This is a genomic window from Caballeronia sp. SL1002, assembly GCF_057814995.1.
In genome coordinates this window covers 292,712-311,205 of the sequence record NZ_JBYMUW010000002.1, presented here as the reverse complement: position 1 = coordinate 311,205, position 18,494 = coordinate 292,712, and the positions used below count along the sequence as shown (strand labels likewise).

Here is an 18,494-nt window from a genome sequence, read left to right as displayed (position 1 = left end):
CTGGGCTTCTTGCGGCTTGGCTTTTTGCTGCTTGGCTTTTTGCTGCTTGGCTCTTGCCGCTTGGCTCTCGCTGCTTGGCTTCTTGCCGCGCGGCTTCTTGCGGCCCGGGTTCTCACAGCGCTCCTACCGTTTCGCCGGGTCGAAGTGCTTCGCGAGACCCTGCCAGCATTCAAAGTAATGCGCCTGCAATTGCGCGGTTTCGAGCGCGAACCGCGTCGGCTTGATAAGGTTGCGCGTCTCGAACATGAACGCCATCGTGTCGGCGATTTTCGCGGGCTTCGACGTGTCGGCGTTCGACGCTTTCTCGAAGGTCTGCGCGTCCGGACCATGCCCCGACATGCAGTTGTGCAGGCTCGCGCCGCCAGGCCGGAAGCCCTCGGCCTTCGCGTCGTACACGCCGTGCACCAGTCCCATGAATTCGCTCGCCACGTTCCGATGAAACCACGGCGGGCGAAACGTATCCTCGGCGACAAGCCAGCGCGGCGGGAAGATCACGAAGTCGATCGTGTCCACGCCCGGCGTGTCGCTCGGCGAATGCAGCACGAGAAAGATGGACGGATCGGGATGGTCGAAGCTGATCGAACCGATCGCGTTGAACAAGCGCAAATCGTACTTGTACGGCGCATAGTTGCCGTGCCACGCGACCACGTCGAGCGGCGAATGGCCGATCTCCGCGCGCCACAGCGCACCGTTCAGCTTTGCGACGAGTTCGAAGTCGCCCTCGCGATCTTCATACGCCGCGTGCGGCGTGAGGAAATCGCGCGGATTCGCGAGGCCGTTCGAGCCGATCGGCCCGAGATCCGGCAGCCGCAAGAGCGCGCCGAAGTTCTCGCAGATATAACCGCGCGCAGCGCCGTCCGGCAGCGTCACCGCAAAGCGCACGCCGCGCGGAATCACTGCAATCTCGAACGGCTCGACCTCGATCCGGCCCATTTCCGTCGCCACCACAAGCCGCCCTTCCTGCGGCACGATCAGCAATTCGCCGTCGGCGCTGTAGAAAAAGCGATCCTGCATGTCCCGGTTCGCCGCGTACAGATGAATCGCGCAGCCCATCATCGCTTCCGCCGCGCCGTTACCGGCCATCGTCACCCAGCCGTCGATGAAATCGGTCGGCTCGGACGGCATCGGCAGCGGATCCCAGCGAAGCTGGTTCGGCGGCGTCGGCGGCACATCCGCGAAATTAGCGACAAGCCGCGCGCGGAGCGCATCGCCCGTTATGAGCGTGAACGGCAAATGGACGGCCGCCGGACGAATCCGATATAGCCACGAACGCCGGTTGTGTCCGCGCGGCGCGGTGAACGCCGTGCCGGACAGTTGCTCGGCGTAGAGGCCGTAGCTCACGCGCTGCGGCGAATTGCGGCCGATAGGCAGCGCGCCCGGCAGCGCCTCGGTCGCGAAGTCGCAAGCGAATCCCGACTGGTAGCGACCGCTTTTATCGGTATGAGTTTCGAAGGAGGGCATGGGTCGGCTCTAAGTGAAGATCACGCGCGTCTCGCAGGGAGAACGCCGCTGTCATTCCGCATGGTAAAAGCAATTACGAATAGGATAATCAAAGTAAACCCTAGGTGCGCTTCCCCGATCCACTATGAATAGCTGAATTTTGTCCAAGCCAGCGCCAAGACCGCTGCTAACATCCCAAGATGCCCCAACGCTCACGTCATTCGCTTCCATGATCGCGCCCACACTGGATCAGCTCGTCGCCATGGCCGCCGACCATCCGTTCCTCGGCGCGCACCTCGCGCCCGGCATGGCCGAGCACGCGGGAAGCGCCATCGCGCATTACGGCGAGGTGTCGCTCGCGAGTTGCTACGAGCCGATTTTCGATGTCGGCACGCACAGCTTTCCGCAGACGCTCACGGTGTCGCCGGGAAGCGCCGAGCGTTTCGGCGACGAACTGGGTTTTCAGGCGGTGACGCAACTGGCCGACGGCGCGAGCTACGACCCGTTCGCGCAACTCGACGACGACCGCGAACTCGTCGAACTCGACCGGCTCTCGCGCGCTTTGCACGCGTTCAACTTCTTCGGCGCGCAGCGGCCCGGCCTGCTATTCCTGCGCGTGCACGAGCGTCTCCTCAAGAGTGTGAAATACGACCACGGGCTGCACTTTTCGTCGGTGCTCGTGAAGTTCGGGCTGAATCCGTCGCGGATCGTGATCGAGTTGCCGAGCGCCGCGGTCGCGCACAAGACGTTCCTCGGCTATCTGACCAAGAGCTATCAGCACTACGGCTTCAAGGTCGCGGGTAATCTGCCGAACGCCGGGCAGATCATGTCGGTGTCGGAAATGGCCCGGCTCGATTTCATCAAGATGGATGCGGGCGCGGCGCTGCGCGATTCGGTCGTGAAGCCGCTCGTGGGTTACGCGAGCCGTCTGGGCATTCCGCTCATCTTCAGCCAGGTCGGCGATGAAGCGCAGTTCGAAGCGCTCCAGCAATTCGACGTGCGCTTCGTGCAAGGACCGGCGTTTCACGCGCAGCCGGACTCCGGCGCACGGTAAATCCACACTTGCCTGGCCGCCTCGCGCCGCCTGGCATCGGCGAGCCCAGTTTCAAACTTGAATTTGCACGGCTGAGCCCGTGCGGCCGCGCTATACGGGTTATTCCCGAGCCTTCGAAAGCGCCTTCAGGATTGCTGCATAGCGCCTTGACTTTCCTCGATTCGAATACGATCATTCGCTCACACAAAGAGCAATTGATCGTCGGTACGGAGCCGGCGGCGTGAGACGCATAACAGGCGGCTGGCACCGACCGGACGCATTCCAATCAGAGGAAGGAAGACATGACTAGCGAACGCAACGCGAGCGCCGATGTGATCCTGCACATTGGCGCGGGCTCGTTTCATCGTGCGCATCAGGCGTGGTATCTGCACCGGCTGATCGAAACCGGCGATACGCGCTGGTCGCTCACGGTCGGCAATATTCGCGGCGACATGAACGCGGTGCTCGACGCGCTCGCCGCGCAAGACGGCGCGTACACGCTCGAAACCGTGACGCCGCACGGCGAACGCGCCTACGAAACCGTGCGCTCGATCACGCAGGTCGTGCCGTGGGCCGCCGATCTCGACGCGCTGGTCGCGGCGGGCGCGTCGCCCGCGTGCAAGATCGTGTCGTTCACGGTGACCGAAGGCGGCTATTACCTCGACGAAAACGACCGGCTGGAGACCTCGAACGCCGATCTCGCGGCGGATCTGAAAGGCGCGCGCACGACCATTTACGGCGCGGTCGCCGCGATTCTCGACGCGCGCATGAAGCAGAACGCGGGCAAGGTCACGCTGCAGAACTGCGACAACCTGCGCAGCAACGGCGATCGTTTCAAGGCCGGGATGCTCGAATTCCTGCAATTGCGCGGCGAAACCGCGCTGCGTGACTGGATGATCGCCAACACGACGTGTCCGAATTCCATGGTCGACCGGATCACGCCGCGTCCGACGCCGGACGTCCGCGAGCGCGTGAAGGCCGCGACCGGCTTCGACGATCAGGCGCCGGTGATGGGCGAGGCGTTCATCCAGTGGGTGATCGAAGATCATTTTTGCGCGGGCCGTCCCGCGTGGGAGACGGTCGGCGCGGAGCTGGTGGAATCCGTGCTGCCGTACGAGGAAGCGAAGATCCGCATTCTCAACGCGAGCCATAGCTGCATCGCGTGGGCGGGGACGCTCGCCGGCCTGCAATATATTCACGAAGGCACACTGGATAGCGAAATCCGCGCGCTCGCCGATGCCTACGTGACCGAAGACGTGATTCCGTGCCTCACGCCGAGTCCGCTCGATCTCGCGAAATATCGCGATGTCGTGCTCGACCGTTTCAGCAATCCCTACATTCAGGATACGAACCAGCGCGTGGCCGCCGACGGTTTCTCGAAGATCCCGGGATTTATCGCGCCGACGCTGGCCGAATGTTTCGCGCGCAACGTCGAGCCGAACGCCACGGCGATGCTTCCGGCGCTCTTTTTCCGTTTCCTCGAACGCTGGCATACGGGCGCGTTGCCGTACACGTATCAGGACGGCGTGATGGACCCGGCCACGGCGCACGCGTACTTCGACGCGGCGGATCCGCTTGCCGCTTTTACCGCCGATAAGCTGCTTTGGGGCAGCATGGCGGGGAGTGAGGCGCTTGAGCGCGTATTGCGTGGGGCGCTTGGACGGTTGGATGTTTGGCTCGCTGGCCGCGGTTGAGTGGAGGTGTTGGCTTTGCTCGTTTAAGCGCTTTTTGTGAACTTGCTTTCGTGTACGTTTTTTAGCACGCCGCTGTGCGCGGCAGCACGGGTTTGGTTTGCTGGCGCCTTTTGCTTTGGTTTCTTAGGCGCTTCTTGTGAACTTGCGTTCGTGTACGTTTTTTAGCACGCCGCTGTGCGCGGCAGCACGGGTTTGGTTTGCTGGCGCCTTTTGCTTTGGTTTCTTGGACGCTTCTGGGGAATTTGCTTTCGCGTACGTTTATTAGCACGCCGCTGTGCGCGGCAGCACGGGTTTGGTTTGCTGGCGTCTTTTGCTTTGGTTTCTTGGACGCTTCTGGGGAATTTGCTTTCGCGTACGTTTATTAGCACGCCGCTGTGCGCGGCAGCACGTGTTTGGTTTGCTGGCGCCTTTTGCTTTGGTTTCTTGGACGCTTCTGGGGAACTTGCTTTCGTGTACGTTTATTAGCACGCCGCTATGCGCGGCAGCAGTCACTTTCTTTGCTGCTGCAAAGAAAGTAACCAAAGAAAGCAGCTTATCCGCCTAAGTGTCCACCTCGAATAACCAAAGGGATAGGCACGCAGGCTGACTAGGTTAGCGCGCGCATTGACCTTATTGGCACAGCGCCTGTCAGTTCCATCCTCGCTACGCGAGGACGACGGGCATGTCACAAACCGGCGGTTGGTTTGGTTTTGGTTGGTTTGGTTTTGGTTTGTCCTGTTATGCCGTTCCGGCAGGCACTTTGTGCCTGCCGGGATGAATGAGCGGCTCCACTCTGTTGTGTGGTGCGATGGCCGAATCAGCTTGCGCACCACTCCGGGTTACGTTTCGTGGTGGACACTTAGTAGGTCACGCTGCTTTCTTTGGTTACTTTCTTTGCAGCAGCAAAGAAAGTGACTGCTGCCGCGCATAGCGGCGTGCTAATAGACCTACACGAAAGCAAGTTCCCAGAAAGCACAAGACAACCAGACGGTGTATGGAACCCAAACCCAACCACTCATGCAAATCCAGAGAAAAACCCGCTGTTTTTTCAAACAGCCCACCGTGCGTCGGGTGTTATGCCCATGGCGCAAACCCCGTCCAAGACGCTACGATTAGCGCCTCCAGCTTCCCGCCTTCGATAAGGGCTCGTCCATGTATTTAGGCATCGACCTCGGCACATCCGAAGTAAAAGTTCTGCTGCTTGCCTCCGACGGCAGCGTCATCGGCACGGCGGGAACGCCATTCACCGTCTCGCGGCCGAAACCGCGCTGGGCCGAGCAGAATCCGCTCGACTGGTGGAACGGCACGCGCGCCGCGCTCTTCGCGCTGCGCGACAAATTCCCGGACGAATTCGCGCAAGTGCGCGGTATCGGCCTGTCCGGGCAAATGCACGGCGCCGTCCTGCTCGACTCCACAGACCGCGTGCTGCGTCCCGCGATTCTCTGGAACGACATGCGCAGCGACAAAGAATGCGCGGAGTTGACCGAGCGCGCGCCGGAACTGCACCGCATCGCGGGCAATCTGGCGATGCCCGGTTTCACCGCGCCGAAACTGCTCTGGGTCGCGCACAACGAACCTCAAATCTTCCAGCAGACCGCATGCGTGCTGCTGCCGAAGGACTATCTGCGTCTGCATCTGACCGGCACGAAAGTCTCCGATCCATCGGACGCCGCCGGTACGCTCTGGCTCGACGTGGCGCGGCGCGACTGGTCCGATGAACTGCTCGCGGCCTGCAACATGACGCGCCAGCAGATGCCCGCGCTCGCGGAAGGCAGCGAGCCGTCCGGCACGTTGCGCCCGGAACTCGCGCGCGAACTCGGCTTGCCCGACGGCGTGATCGTCGCGGCGGGCGGCGGGGACAACGCGGCGAGCGCCGTCGGTATCGGCGCGACGCAACCGGGCGACGGTTTCCTGTCGCTCGGCACCTCGGGCGTGCTGTGTGTCGTCGGCGATCGCTTCCGGCCGAATCCGGCGTCCGCCGTCCACGCGTTCTGTCACGCGATTCCGGACCGCTGGCATCAGATGAGCGTCGTGTTGTCGGCGGCGAGTTGCCTGCGCTGGGTCTGCAAGCTGACCTCCACCGACGAACCCACGCTGCTCGCTGAAATCGCCGCGCTCGATCCCGACGCGCTCGCCATCGCGCCGCTGTTCCTGCCGTATCTGAGCGGCGAACGCACGCCGCACAACGATCCCTACGCGCAGGGCGTGTTCTTCGGCATGACGCACGCGACCGACCGCGCGCTGCTCGGCTACGCGGTGCTCGAAGGCGTCACGCTCGCGCTGACCGACGGCCTCGACGCGCTGCAAGCGGCGGGCACGGAAGCGCACGCGTTTTCGCTGATCGGCGGCGGTGCGCGCAGTGCGTACTGGGGCCAGTTGCTCGCCGACGCGCTCGATACACCGACTCGCACGCACGGCGGCGGCGAGACCGGCGCGGCGCTCGGCGCGGCGCGGCTCGGTTGGCTCGCGGCGGGCGGCGACCCCGCCATCGTGCTCGCCAAACCGCCGGTCAAGGCCGAGTTCACGCCGAACGCCGAGCGTCACGCGCTGCTGCGTCAGCGGCTGAAAGGCTTTCGCGAGTTGTATCAGCACGTTCGCCCGCTCTTCGATCCCGCGCGGCCCCGGCTCGCTTGAGGATCGCATCAGGAGCGCGGCGAACGTCGAGCACAATAGCGGTCGGGGCGCGTGTTGCAACTGGACGCGCGCCTTAAAAAAACCATAAAACACAAACCAGACCCATCGAACCGTGCCCAAGTCCAACGAAAAACTCGACCTCGCTACCCGCGCCGCGTGGCTCTACTACGTCGCCGGGAACACCCAGAACGAGATTGCGGAGAAATTGCAGATCTCGCGTCCGGTGGCGCAGCGGCTCGTCGCGTTTGCAGTGGAAAAGAACTTGATCCGCGTGCGCGTCGATCATCAGATCGCCGATTGTCTCGGCCTCGCCGCGGAGTTGTCGAAGCGCTACGGACTTGCGATGTGCGAAGTCGTGCCGATCGACGGCGACACCGGCGAGCAGGTCGACCGCAAACTCGCGGTCGCCGGCGCGCAAGTAATGGAACGCTATCTCGGCGACGAGAAGCCGCTCGTCGTCTCCATCAGCAGCGGACGAACTCTGAAAGCCGCCGTCGCGCAGATCGGCCAGTTGGAGCGGCCACAGCACAAGCTCGTGTCGATGGTCGGCGCGATCGCCCACGATGGTTCCTCGAACCGGTACGACGTCGCGCAGTTGCTGTCGGAGAAGACCGGCGGCAAGCACTTCATGCTGCCCGCGCCGCTCATGGCCGACAACGAGGCCGAGCGCGCGCAGTGGTGCAATCACCGGCTGTATCGCATCGTCGATGCGCTTTCGCTGAAGGCGGATGTCGCGTTCGTCGGCGTGGGCAATATCGGGATTGGCTGTCCGCTGCACGAGGACGGCTTCATTACTTCGGCCGAAGTGAAGGAAATGATGAAGGCCGGCGCGGTGGCGGAATTGCTGGGCTTGCCGATCGACGCGAAAGGCGTGCGCGTGGAATCGAAGACCGGCGCGCGCGTGACGAGCCTCACGCTCGACACGCCGCCGAAACGGCCGACGATCGGTTTCGCTGGCGGTCAGCGCAAACATCAGGCGGTGATCGCGGCGCTCAAGGGCGGATGGCTTTCGGGCTTAGTGACCGACGAGTTGTGCGCGCGGGCGGCGCTCGCGGGGTAGGCCCCAAAAAAAACGCCCCGAATTCGGGGCGCTTCTCCTCAACGGCGCATCAAGCCGCCGACAACACTTCCACGATCTTCCGCTGAAACGCGATTCCCTGCGCGTCGAACAGATGGCAATGTTCCGGCGTCGCGCCGAGCTTGAGCGTCTCGCCGCGCGTGTGGCGTTCGAGCGGCGGAATCCGCGCGATCATTCCATCCGGTGCAACGGGCGACTCCGAGTACAGATAAGCCGAGTCGCCGAGCGATTCGACCGTCATCGTCGTGGTCGAGATGCCATGTTCGAGCGTCGCCGCCGTGCCCGCGTGCAGATGCTCGGGACGAATGCCGACCGTCACCGCATCGCCGATCTTCGCTGCCGCCGGTTCCACGGCAACAAGCTGCGTCTCGCCCGACGCATAACGCACGAGCACGCCGTCGGACATCACCTGCGTCACTTCGCCGTTCAGGAAATTCATTTTCGGCGAGCCGATAAAACCCGCCACGAACTTGTTCGCCGGCGCGTGATAAAGCTGGTTCGGCGTGCCGACCTGCTCGACATTGCCCGCCGACAACACGACGATCTTGTCCGCGAGCGTCATCGCTTCGACCTGATCGTGCGTCACGTAGATCATCGTGGTCTTGAGTTCGTCGTGCAGGCGCGCGAATTCGAGGCGCATCTTCACGCGCAGCGCGGCATCGAGATTCGAGAGCGGTTCGTCGAACAGGAACACTTTCGGCTTGCGCGTGATCGCGCGTCCGATCGCCACGCGCTGACGCTGGCCACCCGACAGTTGCTTCGGCTTGCGGTCGAGCAGATGGTCGATGTGCAGGATTTTCGCGGCCTGCTTCACGGCGGCGTCGATTTCCGGCTTCTTGGTGCCGGCGAGCTTGAGGCCGAACGCCATGTTGTCGTAGAGCGTCATGTGCGGATACAGCGCGTAGGACTGGAACACCATCGCGATGCCGCGCTTGGCGGGCGGAATATCGTTCACGCGCGTGCCGTCGATCATCAGATCGCCGCCGCTGATTTCCTCCAGTCCGGCGATCATCCGCATCAGCGTGGATTTGCCACAGCCGCTCGGCCCGACGAACACGACGAATTCGCCGTCCGCGATCTCCAGGTTGACGCTCTTGAGCACTTCGGTTTCTTCGTACCGCTTGTTGATGCCGCGCAGGTTCAGGCTTGCCATGATGAGTCTCCCATGTTGCTTCTTCGATGCTTCGCCGATTTCTGCCGGATTACCGGATCTCGAAGCTCGCGTTTTGCAGCCATTGCTCGACGAGGCCGGGCAAGCGGCCCATCTCGTCGAACACGACACTCGCGCCCGCCTGGCGTAGCGCGTCGATCTGTCCTTCGCTTGCATGCCCGCCGCCGATAAACCCCAGCACCGTCATGCCCGCCGCCGTCGCCGCGGTCACGCCCGTCACGCTGTCCTCGACCACGAGACACCGCTCGGGCGCGACGCGCAACGTGCGCGCGGCGGCCAGATAGACGTCGGGCGCGGGCTTCGGATTCGGCACGAGATCGGCGGTGAAACGGCGTTCGCCGAAAAACCGCACGAGGCCGGTGCGCGTCAGCACCGCTTCGACATACGGCCCAAAACTATTGCTCGCGCAGGCTTTCTTAAGCGGGATCGCCGCGAGCGCCTCGGCGATGCCCACGACCGGCGGCGCGCCCACCGCCGCCGCTTCGACCGCGAGCCGGATCGAGTCGATCCAGCGCGCGTCGATCGTGCGGCCGAGCGCCTCAGCCGTCTTGTTCAGCACGGCTTCGATACGCAGCCCGAGCAGCGGCAACACGACCGGTTCGACATCGACGCCCGGCCACAGCGCGTGCAGTTGTTCGACCAGCACGCTCGCCGCCACCGCTTCGCTGTCGATCAGCACGCCGTCGCAGTCGCAGATCAGCAAGCGGTCGTCGAGTTCGGCCTGGTTCAGAGTGATATTCACGAGCATCGCCTCACTTCACCGCGCCGAACGTCAGGCCGCGCACGAGTTGCTTCTGCGAGAGCCAGCCGACGATCAGAATAGGCGCGACCGCCAGCAGCGATGCCGCCGAGAGCTTGGCCCAGAACAGCCCTTCCGGACTCGAATACGACGCGATGAACACCGTGAGCGGCGCGGCGTTGGAGCTGGACAGGTTGATGCTCCAGAACGCCTCGTTCCACGACAGGATCACGAGCAGCAAGCCGGTCGAGGCGAGCCCCGGCAGCGACATCGGCATCAGGAGGTAGACGATTTCCTGCCACGTCTGCGCCCCGTCGATCCGCCCGGCTTCCAGAATGTCGCGCGGAATCTCGTTGAAGTACGTGAACGCCATCCACACGGCAATCGGCAGGTTGATGAGCGTGTAGACGATCACGAGGCCCCACACCGTGTCGAGCATCCCGGTGTTCTTCCAGAGCAGGTAGATCGGCACGAGCACGCCGACCGACGGCATCATCTTCGTGGAGAGCATCCACAGCAGCACTTTCTGCGTTTTCTTGGTCGGGAAGAACGCCATCGCGTAGGCGCACGGCACGGCGAACAGCAGGCAGATCACCGTCACGCCGACCGAGATCAGGATGGAGTTCCACGCGAACGCGAAGTAGTTGCTGCGGGCGAACACCTCGCGGAAGCTGTCGAGCGTCGGCGTGAAAAAGAGCGACGACGCATACGCCTGCTGCTCGGTCTTGAACGCCGTGATGGTCATCCAGAAAATCGGGAAGAACAGCAGGATCGCGAAGAACCACGCGACGATGCCCGCGATGCTGCGCTTGAGCGTACCCAGAATCGGCATGCCGCCCGAGGCCGTGACTTGGCTCATGATTCGTACTCCCCTTTCAGGTTCTTCGCGAGCATCCGCACGAGGAAGAACGCGACGATATTCGCCAACACGACCGCCAGAATGCCGCCCGCGGAAGCGAGGCCGACGTCGAACTGCTGCAGTCCGAGCGCGTAGATCAGGTACGACAGATTGGTCGTCGCGGTGCCGGGACCGCCGCCGGTGGTCGTGTAGATTTCAGCGAAGATCGACAGCAGGAAAATGGTTTCCATCATCACCACGACCGCGATAGCGCGCTTCAGGTGCGGCAGCGTGATGTAGAAAAACATCGAGAACGCACCCGCGCCGTCGATGCGCGCGGCTTCCTTTTGCTCCTGATCGAGCGACTGGATGGCGGTGAACAGAATCAGGAACGCGAACGGCAGCCATTGCCACGCGACGATCATGATGACCGCGAACAGCGGATAGTCGGCGAACCAGTCGATCGGCTGCATGCCGATCGCGCGCATGCCCTGCGCGATCAGTCCGTAGACCGGATGCAGGATCATGTTCTTCCAGATCAGCGCGGAGACCGTGGGCATCACGAAGAACGGCGCGATCACGAGCAGCCGCGCGACGCCTTGGCCGATGAATTTGCGGTCGAACAGCACGGAGAGCAGCACGCCGCCCACGACCGTAATCAGCAGCACCGATCCGATCAGCGTCAGCGTATGGACGATGGAAGGACCGAACGCGGGGTCGGTGGCGAGAAAGTGATAGTTGTCGAGACCGGCGAAGCCTTTGACATCGGGATTGAGCAGGTTGTAGCGCGAGAACGAATACCAGATCGTCATCGCGAGCGGGATCGCCATCCACAGGAACAGCACCGCGACCGACGGCGATACGAGCCAGCGCACCGATTTCGCGCGCTTCCTGTCGCGCTCGGCGGCGGATTCCGCGTAGGCGTCCGTCATGGGGGGAGTCAATTGACGCATGATCGTGTCACCTCTCGATGATGCGCGGACCGCGCGTGACGTTTAAGCGCGGTCCGCTTGCTGCGCTAGATGCTGCGAGACTTCACTTTTGATAGCCGGCCTGGCGCACGGCACGATCCGCGGTGGCATTGCCCGCCTTGAGCGCGGTCTCGACATCGGTTTGCCCGGCGACCACACCCGCAATCGACTGGCCGACCACGGTCCCGAACGACTGGAACTCCGGAATGCCGACGAACTGCACGCCGGTGTACGGAACCTTCTTCAGCGACGAATCGTTCGGATTGGCGCTTTCGATCGCCTTCAGCACGAAGTCGGAGAACGGCGCGGCCTTCTTGTACTCGTCGCGCGCGTAAGTCGATTTACGCGTTCCCGGCGGCACGGACGCCCAGCCTTCGTCCTTCGCGGCCAGTTCGATGTATTGCTTCGACGTGGCCCACGTCGCGAATTTCTTCGCGGCGTCCTGCGACTTCGAGGTCTTCGGAATCGCGAGCGCCCACGACCACAGCCAGTGCGCGCCCTTCGGCGTCACTTGCACCGGCGCCGCCGCGAAGCCGACCTTGTCGGCCACCTGCGATTGCGACTTGTTGTAGAGCATGCCGGCCGCGACCGTCGCGTCGATCCACATCGCGCACTTGCCCGACGACATCAGCGTCAGGTTTTCGTTGAAGCCGTTCGAGCTGGCTCCCGGCGGGCCGTCCTTTTTCAGCATGTCGGAGTAGAACGTGACGGCCTTGTTCCATTCGGGTGTATCGAGTTGCGCCTTCCAGTTCTCGTCGAACCAGCGGCCGCCGAACGTGTTGACGACCGTCGAGACGAACGCCATGTTCTCGCCCCAGCCCGCTTTGCCGCGCAGGCAGATACCGTACTGGCCTTTCGCTTTGTCGGTGAGCTTGTCCGCAAACTGGCGGATTTGATCGTAGGTCGGCTGATCCGGCATTTTCAGGCCGGCCGCTTCGAACAGGTCCTTGCGGTAATACGTCATCGAGCTTTCGACGTAGAACGGCAGCGCATACAACTGGCCGTTGTACGAGAGGCCGTCGCGCGCGGATTTCACGACGTCTTCGAGGTCGTAGTCGGCGGGCAGGTTGGTCATCGGCGCGAGCCAGCCGCGCTTGCCCCACTGCGGCGCTTCATACGTGCCGATCGCCATCACGTCGAACTGGCCGCTGTTGGTGGTGATGTCGGTGGTCGCGCGCTGACGCAGCACGTTTTCTTCGAGGATCACCCACTTCAACTGAATGTCCGGATTGGCCTTCTCGAAATTCGACGACAGCTTCTTCAACTCGATCATGTCCGGGTTGTTGAGCGTCGCAATGGTCACGGTGGTCGCGTGTGCGGCCTGCGGCACGAGCGCGGCGGCCGACGCGGCAGCGAACGCCGTGACGGCGAGCGTGCGCATGGGCCGGATTCCAACGATGGGATTAGCGCGTTTCATGTTGTTTCGTCTCCTTTTTCTCGAGCACGGGCGCTCGTGCTGCGTAGCTTGGGCTGTGATGGCAGTTGCTTTTCGTGTGCTTCCATGTGCTTCGGTAGCGGCGCTTTGTGCCGCGTGGTGCCGCGTGGTGCCGCGTGGTGCCGCGTGGTGCCGCGTGGTGCCGCGTGGTGCCGCGTGGTGCCGCTTTGTGCCGCGTGGTGCCGCTTTGTGCCGCTTTGTGCCGCTTTGTGCCGCGTGGTGCGGTCGTTCAGAGGTGCGGGTGCAACGTGTTTCTGAAGCGTGAAGCGTGGTGAGGATCGCCGGGAGGCGGCCTTCAACTCATCCAGTTGCCGCCGTCGACGTTGAGCGTCTGCGCGGTGATGTAGTCGGAATCGGCGGACGCGAGGAAGAGCGCCGCGCCCGTCAGGTCGTCGGGGACGCCCATGCGGCCGAGCGGCACTTCTTCGCCGACGAGACGTTTTTTCTCGCCCAGCGGACGGTTTTCGTATTTGGCGAAGAGCGCGTCGACCTGCTCCCACATCGGCGTATCGACGACACCCGGCGCGATGCCGTTCACCTTGATGCCGTCCTTCGCGAGCGCGAGCGCCGCCGATTGCGTGTAGCTGATCACGGCGGCCTTGGTCGCGCAATAGTGCGAAACCAGCGACTCGCCGCGCCGTCCGGCCTGCGACGCCATATTGACAATCTTGCCGCCGCGGCCCTGCGCGACCATCTGGCGGGCGACTGCCTGCATCAGGAAGAACATGCCCTTCACGTTCACCGCGAAGAGCCGGTCGTAGACGTCCCAGGATTCGTCGAGGATCGGGCGCATGTCGAACAGCGCCGCGTTATTAAAGAGAATGTCGATCCCGCCGAAACGTTCGACCGTCGCCGTGACGATGCGCTCGATATCTTCGCGTTTCGTAATGTCAGCCCGCAGCGCGAGCACGCGGTCCTGTGCGTTGGAAGAACCTGAAAAACGCGCGGCGATTTCGCCTTCGTCTTTCACATCGACCAGCACGACTTTCGCGCCTTCGTCGAGATATCGCTTTGCCACCGCCTCGCCGATACCGCTTGCCGCGCCGGTCAGAATAGCCACTTTGTCTTGCAATCTCACAGCTGTCTCCGTTCGTCGTTCGAATCGTATCGCGGTGAGCGAACGCTCTTTGCGCGATCATTTGCTCTGTGTGTGATCGAATGATCGGTGACGGAAGATGCGGTGTCAAGGCGCGTCGCGATCTTTCGATGCTGCGACGCGCAAAGCGTCCGCAATCTGCGGGAAAACCCGATGGGCTTGGGTTTGCGGCTATTCGGGTAAAGCCGAACGCGGCTCGGCGCGGGCAAATTCGTGCGTGTGGAAGTGATATGTTATATCATCGCGGCCAGCATTCGACGCCACCGCGCCCCTTCCGAATCCGACCGAACCCGCGAGAAAACGATGAAAAAATTCGCCGCCTTCCTGAGTTGCGCCGCGTTGTCCGTGGCATTTTGCAGTCAGGCCTTCGCGCAGGCGTCGCCGGTGAAAGTGGTCGCCGCGGAGAATTTCTACGGCGATATCATCCGGCAACTCGGCGGCGATCACGTTCAGGTCACGAGCATCCTGAGTAATCCGGATCAGGATCCGCATTTGTTCGAGGCGAGCCCGAAAACCGCGCGCGATCTCCAGCATGCGGCGCTTGTTGTCTATAACGGCGCCGACTACGATCCGTGGATGGACAAGCTGCTCGCGGCATCGAAGGGTGAAAAGCGCACGACGATCGTCGCGGCGCAGCTTGTCGGCAAGAAATCCGGCGACAATCCGCACCTCTGGTACGACCCGGCCACGATGCCGGCCGTGGCGAAAGCGGTCAGCCAGTATCTGGTGCAAGCCGATCCCGCGCACAAGTCCGACTACGACACGCGGCTGCAAACGTTCCTTGCGTCGCTTAAGGCAATCGACAATCGCGTGGCTGTGCTCGCGTCGCACTACAAGGGCGTGCCGGTGACGGCGACCGAGCCGGTGTTCGGCTACATGGCCGATGCAATCGGTTTCGAGATGCGCAACGCGCGTTTCCAGCTCGCCGCGATGAACGAAACCGAACCGAGTGCGGCGGACATCGGCGCGTTCGAGAAGGATCTGCGCGAGCGCCGCGTCCACGTTCTGATCTATAACAGTCAGGCGACGGAAGCGCTGACGCGGCGCATGCTCGCGCTCGCGAAGGATTCGCATGTGCCGAGCGTGAGCGTCACGGAGACGCTGCCGGCCGGCAAGACGTTCCAGCAATGGATGACTTCCCAACTCGACGCGTTGTCGGGTGCGCTGCAAGGATGGCAACGATGAACGGTTCAGCAGGCAGCGGCCAGCCGCACGCGCTCGACGTCGACAACGTCACGCTCGAACTCGGTGGCCGTTCCATTTTGAAGGATGCGAGTTTCACGGTCGCGGCGGGCGAGTTTATCGGCGTGCTCGGGCCGAACGGCGCGGGCAAGACCACGCTGATGCGCGCGCTGCTCGGCTTGCTGCCGGTGGCGCGCGGCGCGATCCGCGTGAACGGCGAAGCGGTCGTGCGCGGCAATCCGTCGATCGGCTACATGCCGCAAATCCGCAGCGGGCTCGCGGGCCGGCGCGTGCGCGGACGCGATTTCGTCGCGATGGCGGCCGACGGACATCGCTGGGGTTTGCCGCACGAAAACGCTGCGACGCGCGCCGATGTGGATCGCGTGCTCGACCTCGTCGGCGCGACCGCGCTTTCGGCCCGGCCGCTGTGCGAACTATCGGGCGGCGAGCGCCAGCGCCTTTTGCTCGCGCAATGTCTGCTCGGCAATCCGAAAGTGCTGCTTCTCGACGAACCGCTCATTAGCCTCGATCCGCGTCATCAGACGGGCGTCGTCGATCTCGTGCGGCGCGTCCAGCGCGAACTCGGCATCACCGTGCTGTTTTCCGCGCACGAACTCAACCCGCTGCTGAACTCGCTCGACCGCGTGCTTTATCTCGGCAACGGGCGCGCGGCGCTCGGCACGGTCGATGAAGTGATTACGCGGCCGGTGCTCTCCGCGCTCTACGGCTCGCCGATCGACGTGATGCGCGTGAACGGGCGCATCTTCGTCATGTCGGGCGATGTGGAAATAGAAAAGCTCGACCACGCGCACGAAGAAGGCGACCACGAGCACGAGCACGATCACGGCCATGAGCACGACCACGGCCACGACCACAAAGGCAGCGGAAAGCACACGCACAATGTTTGAATACGACTTCATGGTGAACGCCTTCGCGGCGTCGGGGATTGTGGCGGTGCTGGCGGGGATCGTCGGCTATTTTCTCGTGCTGCGCGGCCAGACTTTCGCCGGCCACGCGCTGTCGCACGTCGGTTTCACCGGCGCGACCGGCGCGGTGCTGATCGGCGTCTCGCCGCTCTGGGGGATGATCGGCTTCACGCTCGCGGCGGGCGTCGGCATGGGCGCGCTCGGCGAGCGGCTGTCCGGGCGCGATGTGGCGATCGGCGTGATTCTGTCGCTATCGCTCGGCTTCGGTCTCTTGTTCCTGCACTTCTTCACCGCCTACGCGACCCAGGCGACGGCGCTCCTGTTCGGCAACGTGCTCGGCGTGAGCCACGAGACGCTCGTCGTGCTCGCGGGACTCGCCGCCGTCAGTCTGGCCGCGCTCGCCGCCGTCATGCGCCCGCTGCTGTTCGCCTCGCTGCAGCCCGAACTGGCCGAAGCGAAAGGCGTATCGCTGCGGCTCGTCTCCGTGCTGTTTCTCGCGATCACCGCGCTCGCGGTCGCTGCTTGCACGCAGATTGTCGGCGTGCTGCTCGTCTTTGCGCTGATGGTCGGCCCGGCGGCGGCCGCGCAAAACGTCACGACGCGGCTCTCGACCGGCCTCGTGCTCGCCGCCGCGTTCGCGCTCGCGCAGGCGTGGATCGGACTCACGCTCGCCTTCTACACCGACTGGCCGACGAGTTTCTGGATCACGATTCTCGCCGCGCTCGTCTATGGCGGCAGCCTCATCGGCCGGAAGTAAAACGCGCGTCGCTAGCGCGCGGCCAGCGCTGCGACCAACTGGCCGAGCCTGGCGATTGCACGCTCCACGTCCGGACCGAACGGCATCGGACAGGCGAGCCGGATGAAATTCGCGAAGCGCGCCGAGTTCGAAAAGATCGTCCCCGGCGCGATGCGAATGTTCTCCGCGAGCGCCGCGTCGAACAGCGCATCCGACGACACCCCTTCCGGCAATTCCACCCACAGCAGCAAACCGCCCGGCGGCATCGTGAGACGCGTGCCCGCTGGAAAGTGACGCGCGATGGCATCGGCGGTCGCTTCGCGCTGCTCGCGCAAACGCGCGCGCAACTGATGCAGATGCCGGTCGTAAGCGCCTGACGCGATGAATTCCGCCACCACCACTTGCGGCAGCGCCTCGTTGTGGCGGCTTTGCGCGTACTTCAGCATCTGCACGCGCGCGAGCCAGCGGCCCGCCGTCATCCAGCCGATCCGCAAGCCGGGCGCGAGCACCTTGTTGAACGACGCGCAATGAATCACGCCGCCGTCGCGATCGAAGGCTTTCAGCGCCTTCAGCGGCACGGCGCTGTCCGCAAGTTCGCGATACGGCTCGTCTTCGATCAGCGGCACGCCGTGCTGCGCGCAGAGCGCCACCAGCGCCGCCTTGCGCTCGTCGGGCATCACGCTGCCGAGCGGATTCTGGAGGTTCGGCACGACCACCAGCGCCTTCACATTGCCATACGCGCGCAACGCCGTTTCGAACGCTTCCAGCGACAAACCCGTGCTCGAACTCGCCGGAATTTCGAGCGCGCGCAGGCCGAGGCTTTCCAGAATCTGCAATAGCCCGAAGAACGCGGGCGACTCGATCGCCACCGTATCGCCGGGCTGCGTTACCGCGCGCAAGGCCAGATTGACGCCCTCGACACCGCCGTGCGTCACGATCACTTCATCCGGCGAAATCGTGATGCCCGCCGACATCGCGCGGCGCGCCACGGCCTGACGGAACGCGTCGCTGCCCGCGTCGGCGCCGTGCGCGGTGAGCAGCGTCGGCTGATGACGCAGGATTTTCATGGTCAGCGCCTGCAGACGCGCGGTGGGATACAGCGCGGTATCGCCGGTTGCGCCCGCGAGATTAAGCGCCTGCGGATAATCGCGCGCCTTCGCGACGACCTCCGAAATCTTCTGATGCAAACCGACGTATTGCGCCTGATCGGGGAGCGGGCGCGTGTCCGGCTCGGCGACGCTTGCGAGCATCGTGGAAACGGGACGCCGCACGAAGTAGCCGGAGCGCGGGCGTGCTTGCAGCCAGCCGGCGTCCTCGAGCCGGCGATACACCTGGAGCGCGGTCGAGAGGCTCACGCTGTGGCGCTGCATCAATGCGCGCACGGACGGCATGCGGTCGCCCGGCGCGAGCGTGCCGGCGGCGATCACGCGGCGATAGTGATCGGCGAGGCGTTCGTAGAGCGGACCGCTTGACGCGGCTGGATCGGCGATGGATTTCATACGGGCGATGCTGCATGCGTTAAGCGCGTTTGGACAGATACAG

Annotated in this window: 15 protein-coding genes; 7 read left to right on the top strand and 8 right to left on the bottom strand. The window is 63.7% G+C overall.

Features of this window, described 5'->3' with window-relative positions; all coding sequences use genetic code 11:
* Positions 1–123: 123 nt before the first annotated feature.
* The gene (hmgA, locus tag AC3D25_RS04315) at positions 124–1,461 is read right to left on the bottom strand and encodes a homogentisate 1,2-dioxygenase (protein ID WP_488887240.1); all 1,338 of its coding nucleotides are present in this window, start codon (positions 1,459–1,461) and stop codon (positions 124–126) included.
* A 208-nt stretch (positions 1,462–1,669) separates the two neighbouring features.
* Between hmgA and AC3D25_RS04310 the strand changes: the two genes are divergently transcribed.
* From AC3D25_RS04310 to AC3D25_RS04295, 4 genes are all read left to right on the top strand, one after another.
* Positions 1,670–2,494: an EAL domain-containing protein gene (locus AC3D25_RS04310; RefSeq protein WP_488887239.1), complete on the top strand. Its 825-nt coding sequence runs from the start codon at positions 1,670–1,672 to the stop codon at positions 2,492–2,494.
* A gap of 281 nt (positions 2,495–2,775) precedes the next feature.
* Positions 2,776–4,167 carry a D-arabinitol 4-dehydrogenase gene (gene dalD / locus AC3D25_RS04305; RefSeq protein ID WP_488887238.1) on the top strand — a complete coding sequence of 464 codons (1,392 nt, stop codon included), beginning with the start codon at positions 2,776–2,778 and terminating at the stop codon, positions 4,165–4,167.
* Between the two features lie 1,131 nt (positions 4,168–5,298).
* A complete protein-coding gene (xylB, locus tag AC3D25_RS04300; RefSeq protein ID WP_488887237.1) occupies positions 5,299–6,780 on the top strand; it encodes a xylulokinase in 1,482 nt (493 codons plus the stop codon).
* 112 nt (positions 6,781–6,892) lie between these two features.
* The gene (locus AC3D25_RS04295; RefSeq protein ID WP_488887236.1) at positions 6,893–7,840 is read left to right on the top strand and encodes a sugar-binding transcriptional regulator; all 948 of its coding nucleotides are present in this window, start codon (positions 6,893–6,895) and stop codon (positions 7,838–7,840) included.
* Positions 7,841–7,889: 49 nt separating this feature from the next.
* Here AC3D25_RS04295 and AC3D25_RS04290 read toward each other — a convergent pair whose 3' ends face one another.
* From AC3D25_RS04290 to AC3D25_RS04265, 6 genes are all read right to left on the bottom strand, one after another.
* Positions 7,890–9,011: an ABC transporter ATP-binding protein gene (locus AC3D25_RS04290; protein WP_488887235.1), complete on the bottom strand. Its 1,122-nt coding sequence runs from the start codon at positions 9,009–9,011 to the stop codon at positions 7,890–7,892.
* A 49-nt stretch (positions 9,012–9,060) separates the two neighbouring features.
* On the bottom strand, positions 9,061–9,777 hold the full coding sequence (locus AC3D25_RS04285; RefSeq protein WP_488887234.1) for an HAD family hydrolase: 717 nt from the start codon (positions 9,775–9,777) through the stop codon (positions 9,061–9,063).
* Between the two features lie 4 nt (positions 9,778–9,781).
* Positions 9,782–10,627 carry a carbohydrate ABC transporter permease gene (locus AC3D25_RS04280; protein ID WP_488887233.1) on the bottom strand — a complete coding sequence of 282 codons (846 nt, stop codon included), beginning with the start codon at positions 10,625–10,627 and terminating at the stop codon, positions 9,782–9,784.
* Positions 10,624–11,559 carry a carbohydrate ABC transporter permease gene (locus AC3D25_RS04275; RefSeq protein ID WP_488887232.1) on the bottom strand — a complete coding sequence of 312 codons (936 nt, stop codon included), beginning with the start codon at positions 11,557–11,559 and terminating at the stop codon, positions 10,624–10,626. The genes AC3D25_RS04280 and AC3D25_RS04275 overlap by 4 nt, the downstream gene beginning before the upstream one ends.
* A gap of 82 nt (positions 11,560–11,641) precedes the next feature.
* Positions 11,642–12,958 carry an ABC transporter substrate-binding protein gene (locus AC3D25_RS04270; RefSeq protein ID WP_488889591.1) on the bottom strand — a complete coding sequence of 439 codons (1,317 nt, stop codon included), beginning with the start codon at positions 12,956–12,958 and terminating at the stop codon, positions 11,642–11,644.
* 349 nt (positions 12,959–13,307) lie between these two features.
* The gene (locus AC3D25_RS04265) at positions 13,308–14,090 is read right to left on the bottom strand and encodes an L-iditol 2-dehydrogenase (protein WP_488887231.1); all 783 of its coding nucleotides are present in this window, start codon (positions 14,088–14,090) and stop codon (positions 13,308–13,310) included.
* A 321-nt stretch (positions 14,091–14,411) separates the two neighbouring features.
* On the opposite strand from AC3D25_RS04265, the gene AC3D25_RS04260 reads away from it, so the two are divergent.
* From AC3D25_RS04260 to AC3D25_RS04250, 3 genes are read left to right on the top strand one after another with little or no spacing between them, the layout of a single operon-like run.
* Positions 14,412–15,293 (top strand): metal ABC transporter solute-binding protein, encoded by an 882-nt coding sequence (locus AC3D25_RS04260; RefSeq protein ID WP_488887230.1) that lies wholly within the window; start codon positions 14,412–14,414, stop codon positions 15,291–15,293.
* A complete protein-coding gene (locus tag AC3D25_RS04255; protein ID WP_488887229.1) occupies positions 15,290–16,198 on the top strand; it encodes an ABC transporter ATP-binding protein in 909 nt (302 codons plus the stop codon). The genes AC3D25_RS04260 and AC3D25_RS04255 overlap by 4 nt, the downstream gene beginning before the upstream one ends.
* The gene (locus AC3D25_RS04250; protein WP_488887228.1) at positions 16,191–16,973 is read left to right on the top strand and encodes a metal ABC transporter permease; all 783 of its coding nucleotides are present in this window, start codon (positions 16,191–16,193) and stop codon (positions 16,971–16,973) included. Before AC3D25_RS04255 ends, AC3D25_RS04250 begins: the two co-directional genes overlap by 8 nt.
* Before the next feature lie 11 nt (positions 16,974–16,984).
* On the opposite strand, the gene AC3D25_RS04245 is transcribed toward AC3D25_RS04250, so the two are convergent.
* A complete protein-coding gene (locus AC3D25_RS04245) occupies positions 16,985–18,451 on the bottom strand; it encodes an aminotransferase-like domain-containing protein (protein ID WP_488887227.1) in 1,467 nt (488 codons plus the stop codon).
* Positions 18,452–18,494 lie beyond the last annotated feature (43 nt).

What these genes read in the sequence shown, in the direction of transcription:
- hmgA (WP_488887240.1), bottom strand. Translation starts at nt 1,461, where the DNA reads ATGCCCTCCTTCGAAACTCATACCGATAAAAGCGGTCGCTACCAGTCG.
- AC3D25_RS04310 (WP_488887239.1), top strand. Translation starts at nt 1,670, where the DNA reads ATGATCGCGCCCACACTGGATCAGCTCGTCGCCATGGCCGCCGACCAT.
- dalD (WP_488887238.1), top strand. Translation starts at nt 2,776, where the DNA reads ATGACTAGCGAACGCAACGCGAGCGCCGATGTGATCCTGCACATTGGC.
- xylB (WP_488887237.1), top strand. Translation starts at nt 5,299, where the DNA reads ATGTATTTAGGCATCGACCTCGGCACATCCGAAGTAAAAGTTCTGCTG.
- AC3D25_RS04290 (WP_488887235.1), bottom strand. Translation starts at nt 9,011, where the DNA reads ATGGCAAGCCTGAACCTGCGCGGCATCAACAAGCGGTACGAAGAAACC.
- AC3D25_RS04285 (WP_488887234.1), bottom strand. Translation starts at nt 9,777, where the DNA reads ATGCTCGTGAATATCACTCTGAACCAGGCCGAACTCGACGACCGCTTG.
- AC3D25_RS04280 (WP_488887233.1), bottom strand. Translation starts at nt 10,627, where the DNA reads ATGAGCCAAGTCACGGCCTCGGGCGGCATGCCGATTCTGGGTACGCTC.
- AC3D25_RS04275 (WP_488887232.1), bottom strand. Translation starts at nt 11,559, where the DNA reads ATGCGTCAATTGACTCCCCCCATGACGGACGCCTACGCGGAATCCGCC.
- AC3D25_RS04270 (WP_488889591.1), bottom strand. Translation starts at nt 12,958, where the DNA reads ATGCGCACGCTCGCCGTCACGGCGTTCGCTGCCGCGTCGGCCGCCGCG.
- AC3D25_RS04260 (WP_488887230.1), top strand. Translation starts at nt 14,412, where the DNA reads ATGAAAAAATTCGCCGCCTTCCTGAGTTGCGCCGCGTTGTCCGTGGCA.
- AC3D25_RS04255 (WP_488887229.1), top strand. Translation starts at nt 15,290, where the DNA reads ATGAACGGTTCAGCAGGCAGCGGCCAGCCGCACGCGCTCGACGTCGAC.
- AC3D25_RS04250 (WP_488887228.1), top strand. Translation starts at nt 16,191, where the DNA reads ATGTTTGAATACGACTTCATGGTGAACGCCTTCGCGGCGTCGGGGATT.
- AC3D25_RS04245 (WP_488887227.1), bottom strand. Translation starts at nt 18,451, where the DNA reads ATGAAATCCATCGCCGATCCAGCCGCGTCAAGCGGTCCGCTCTACGAA.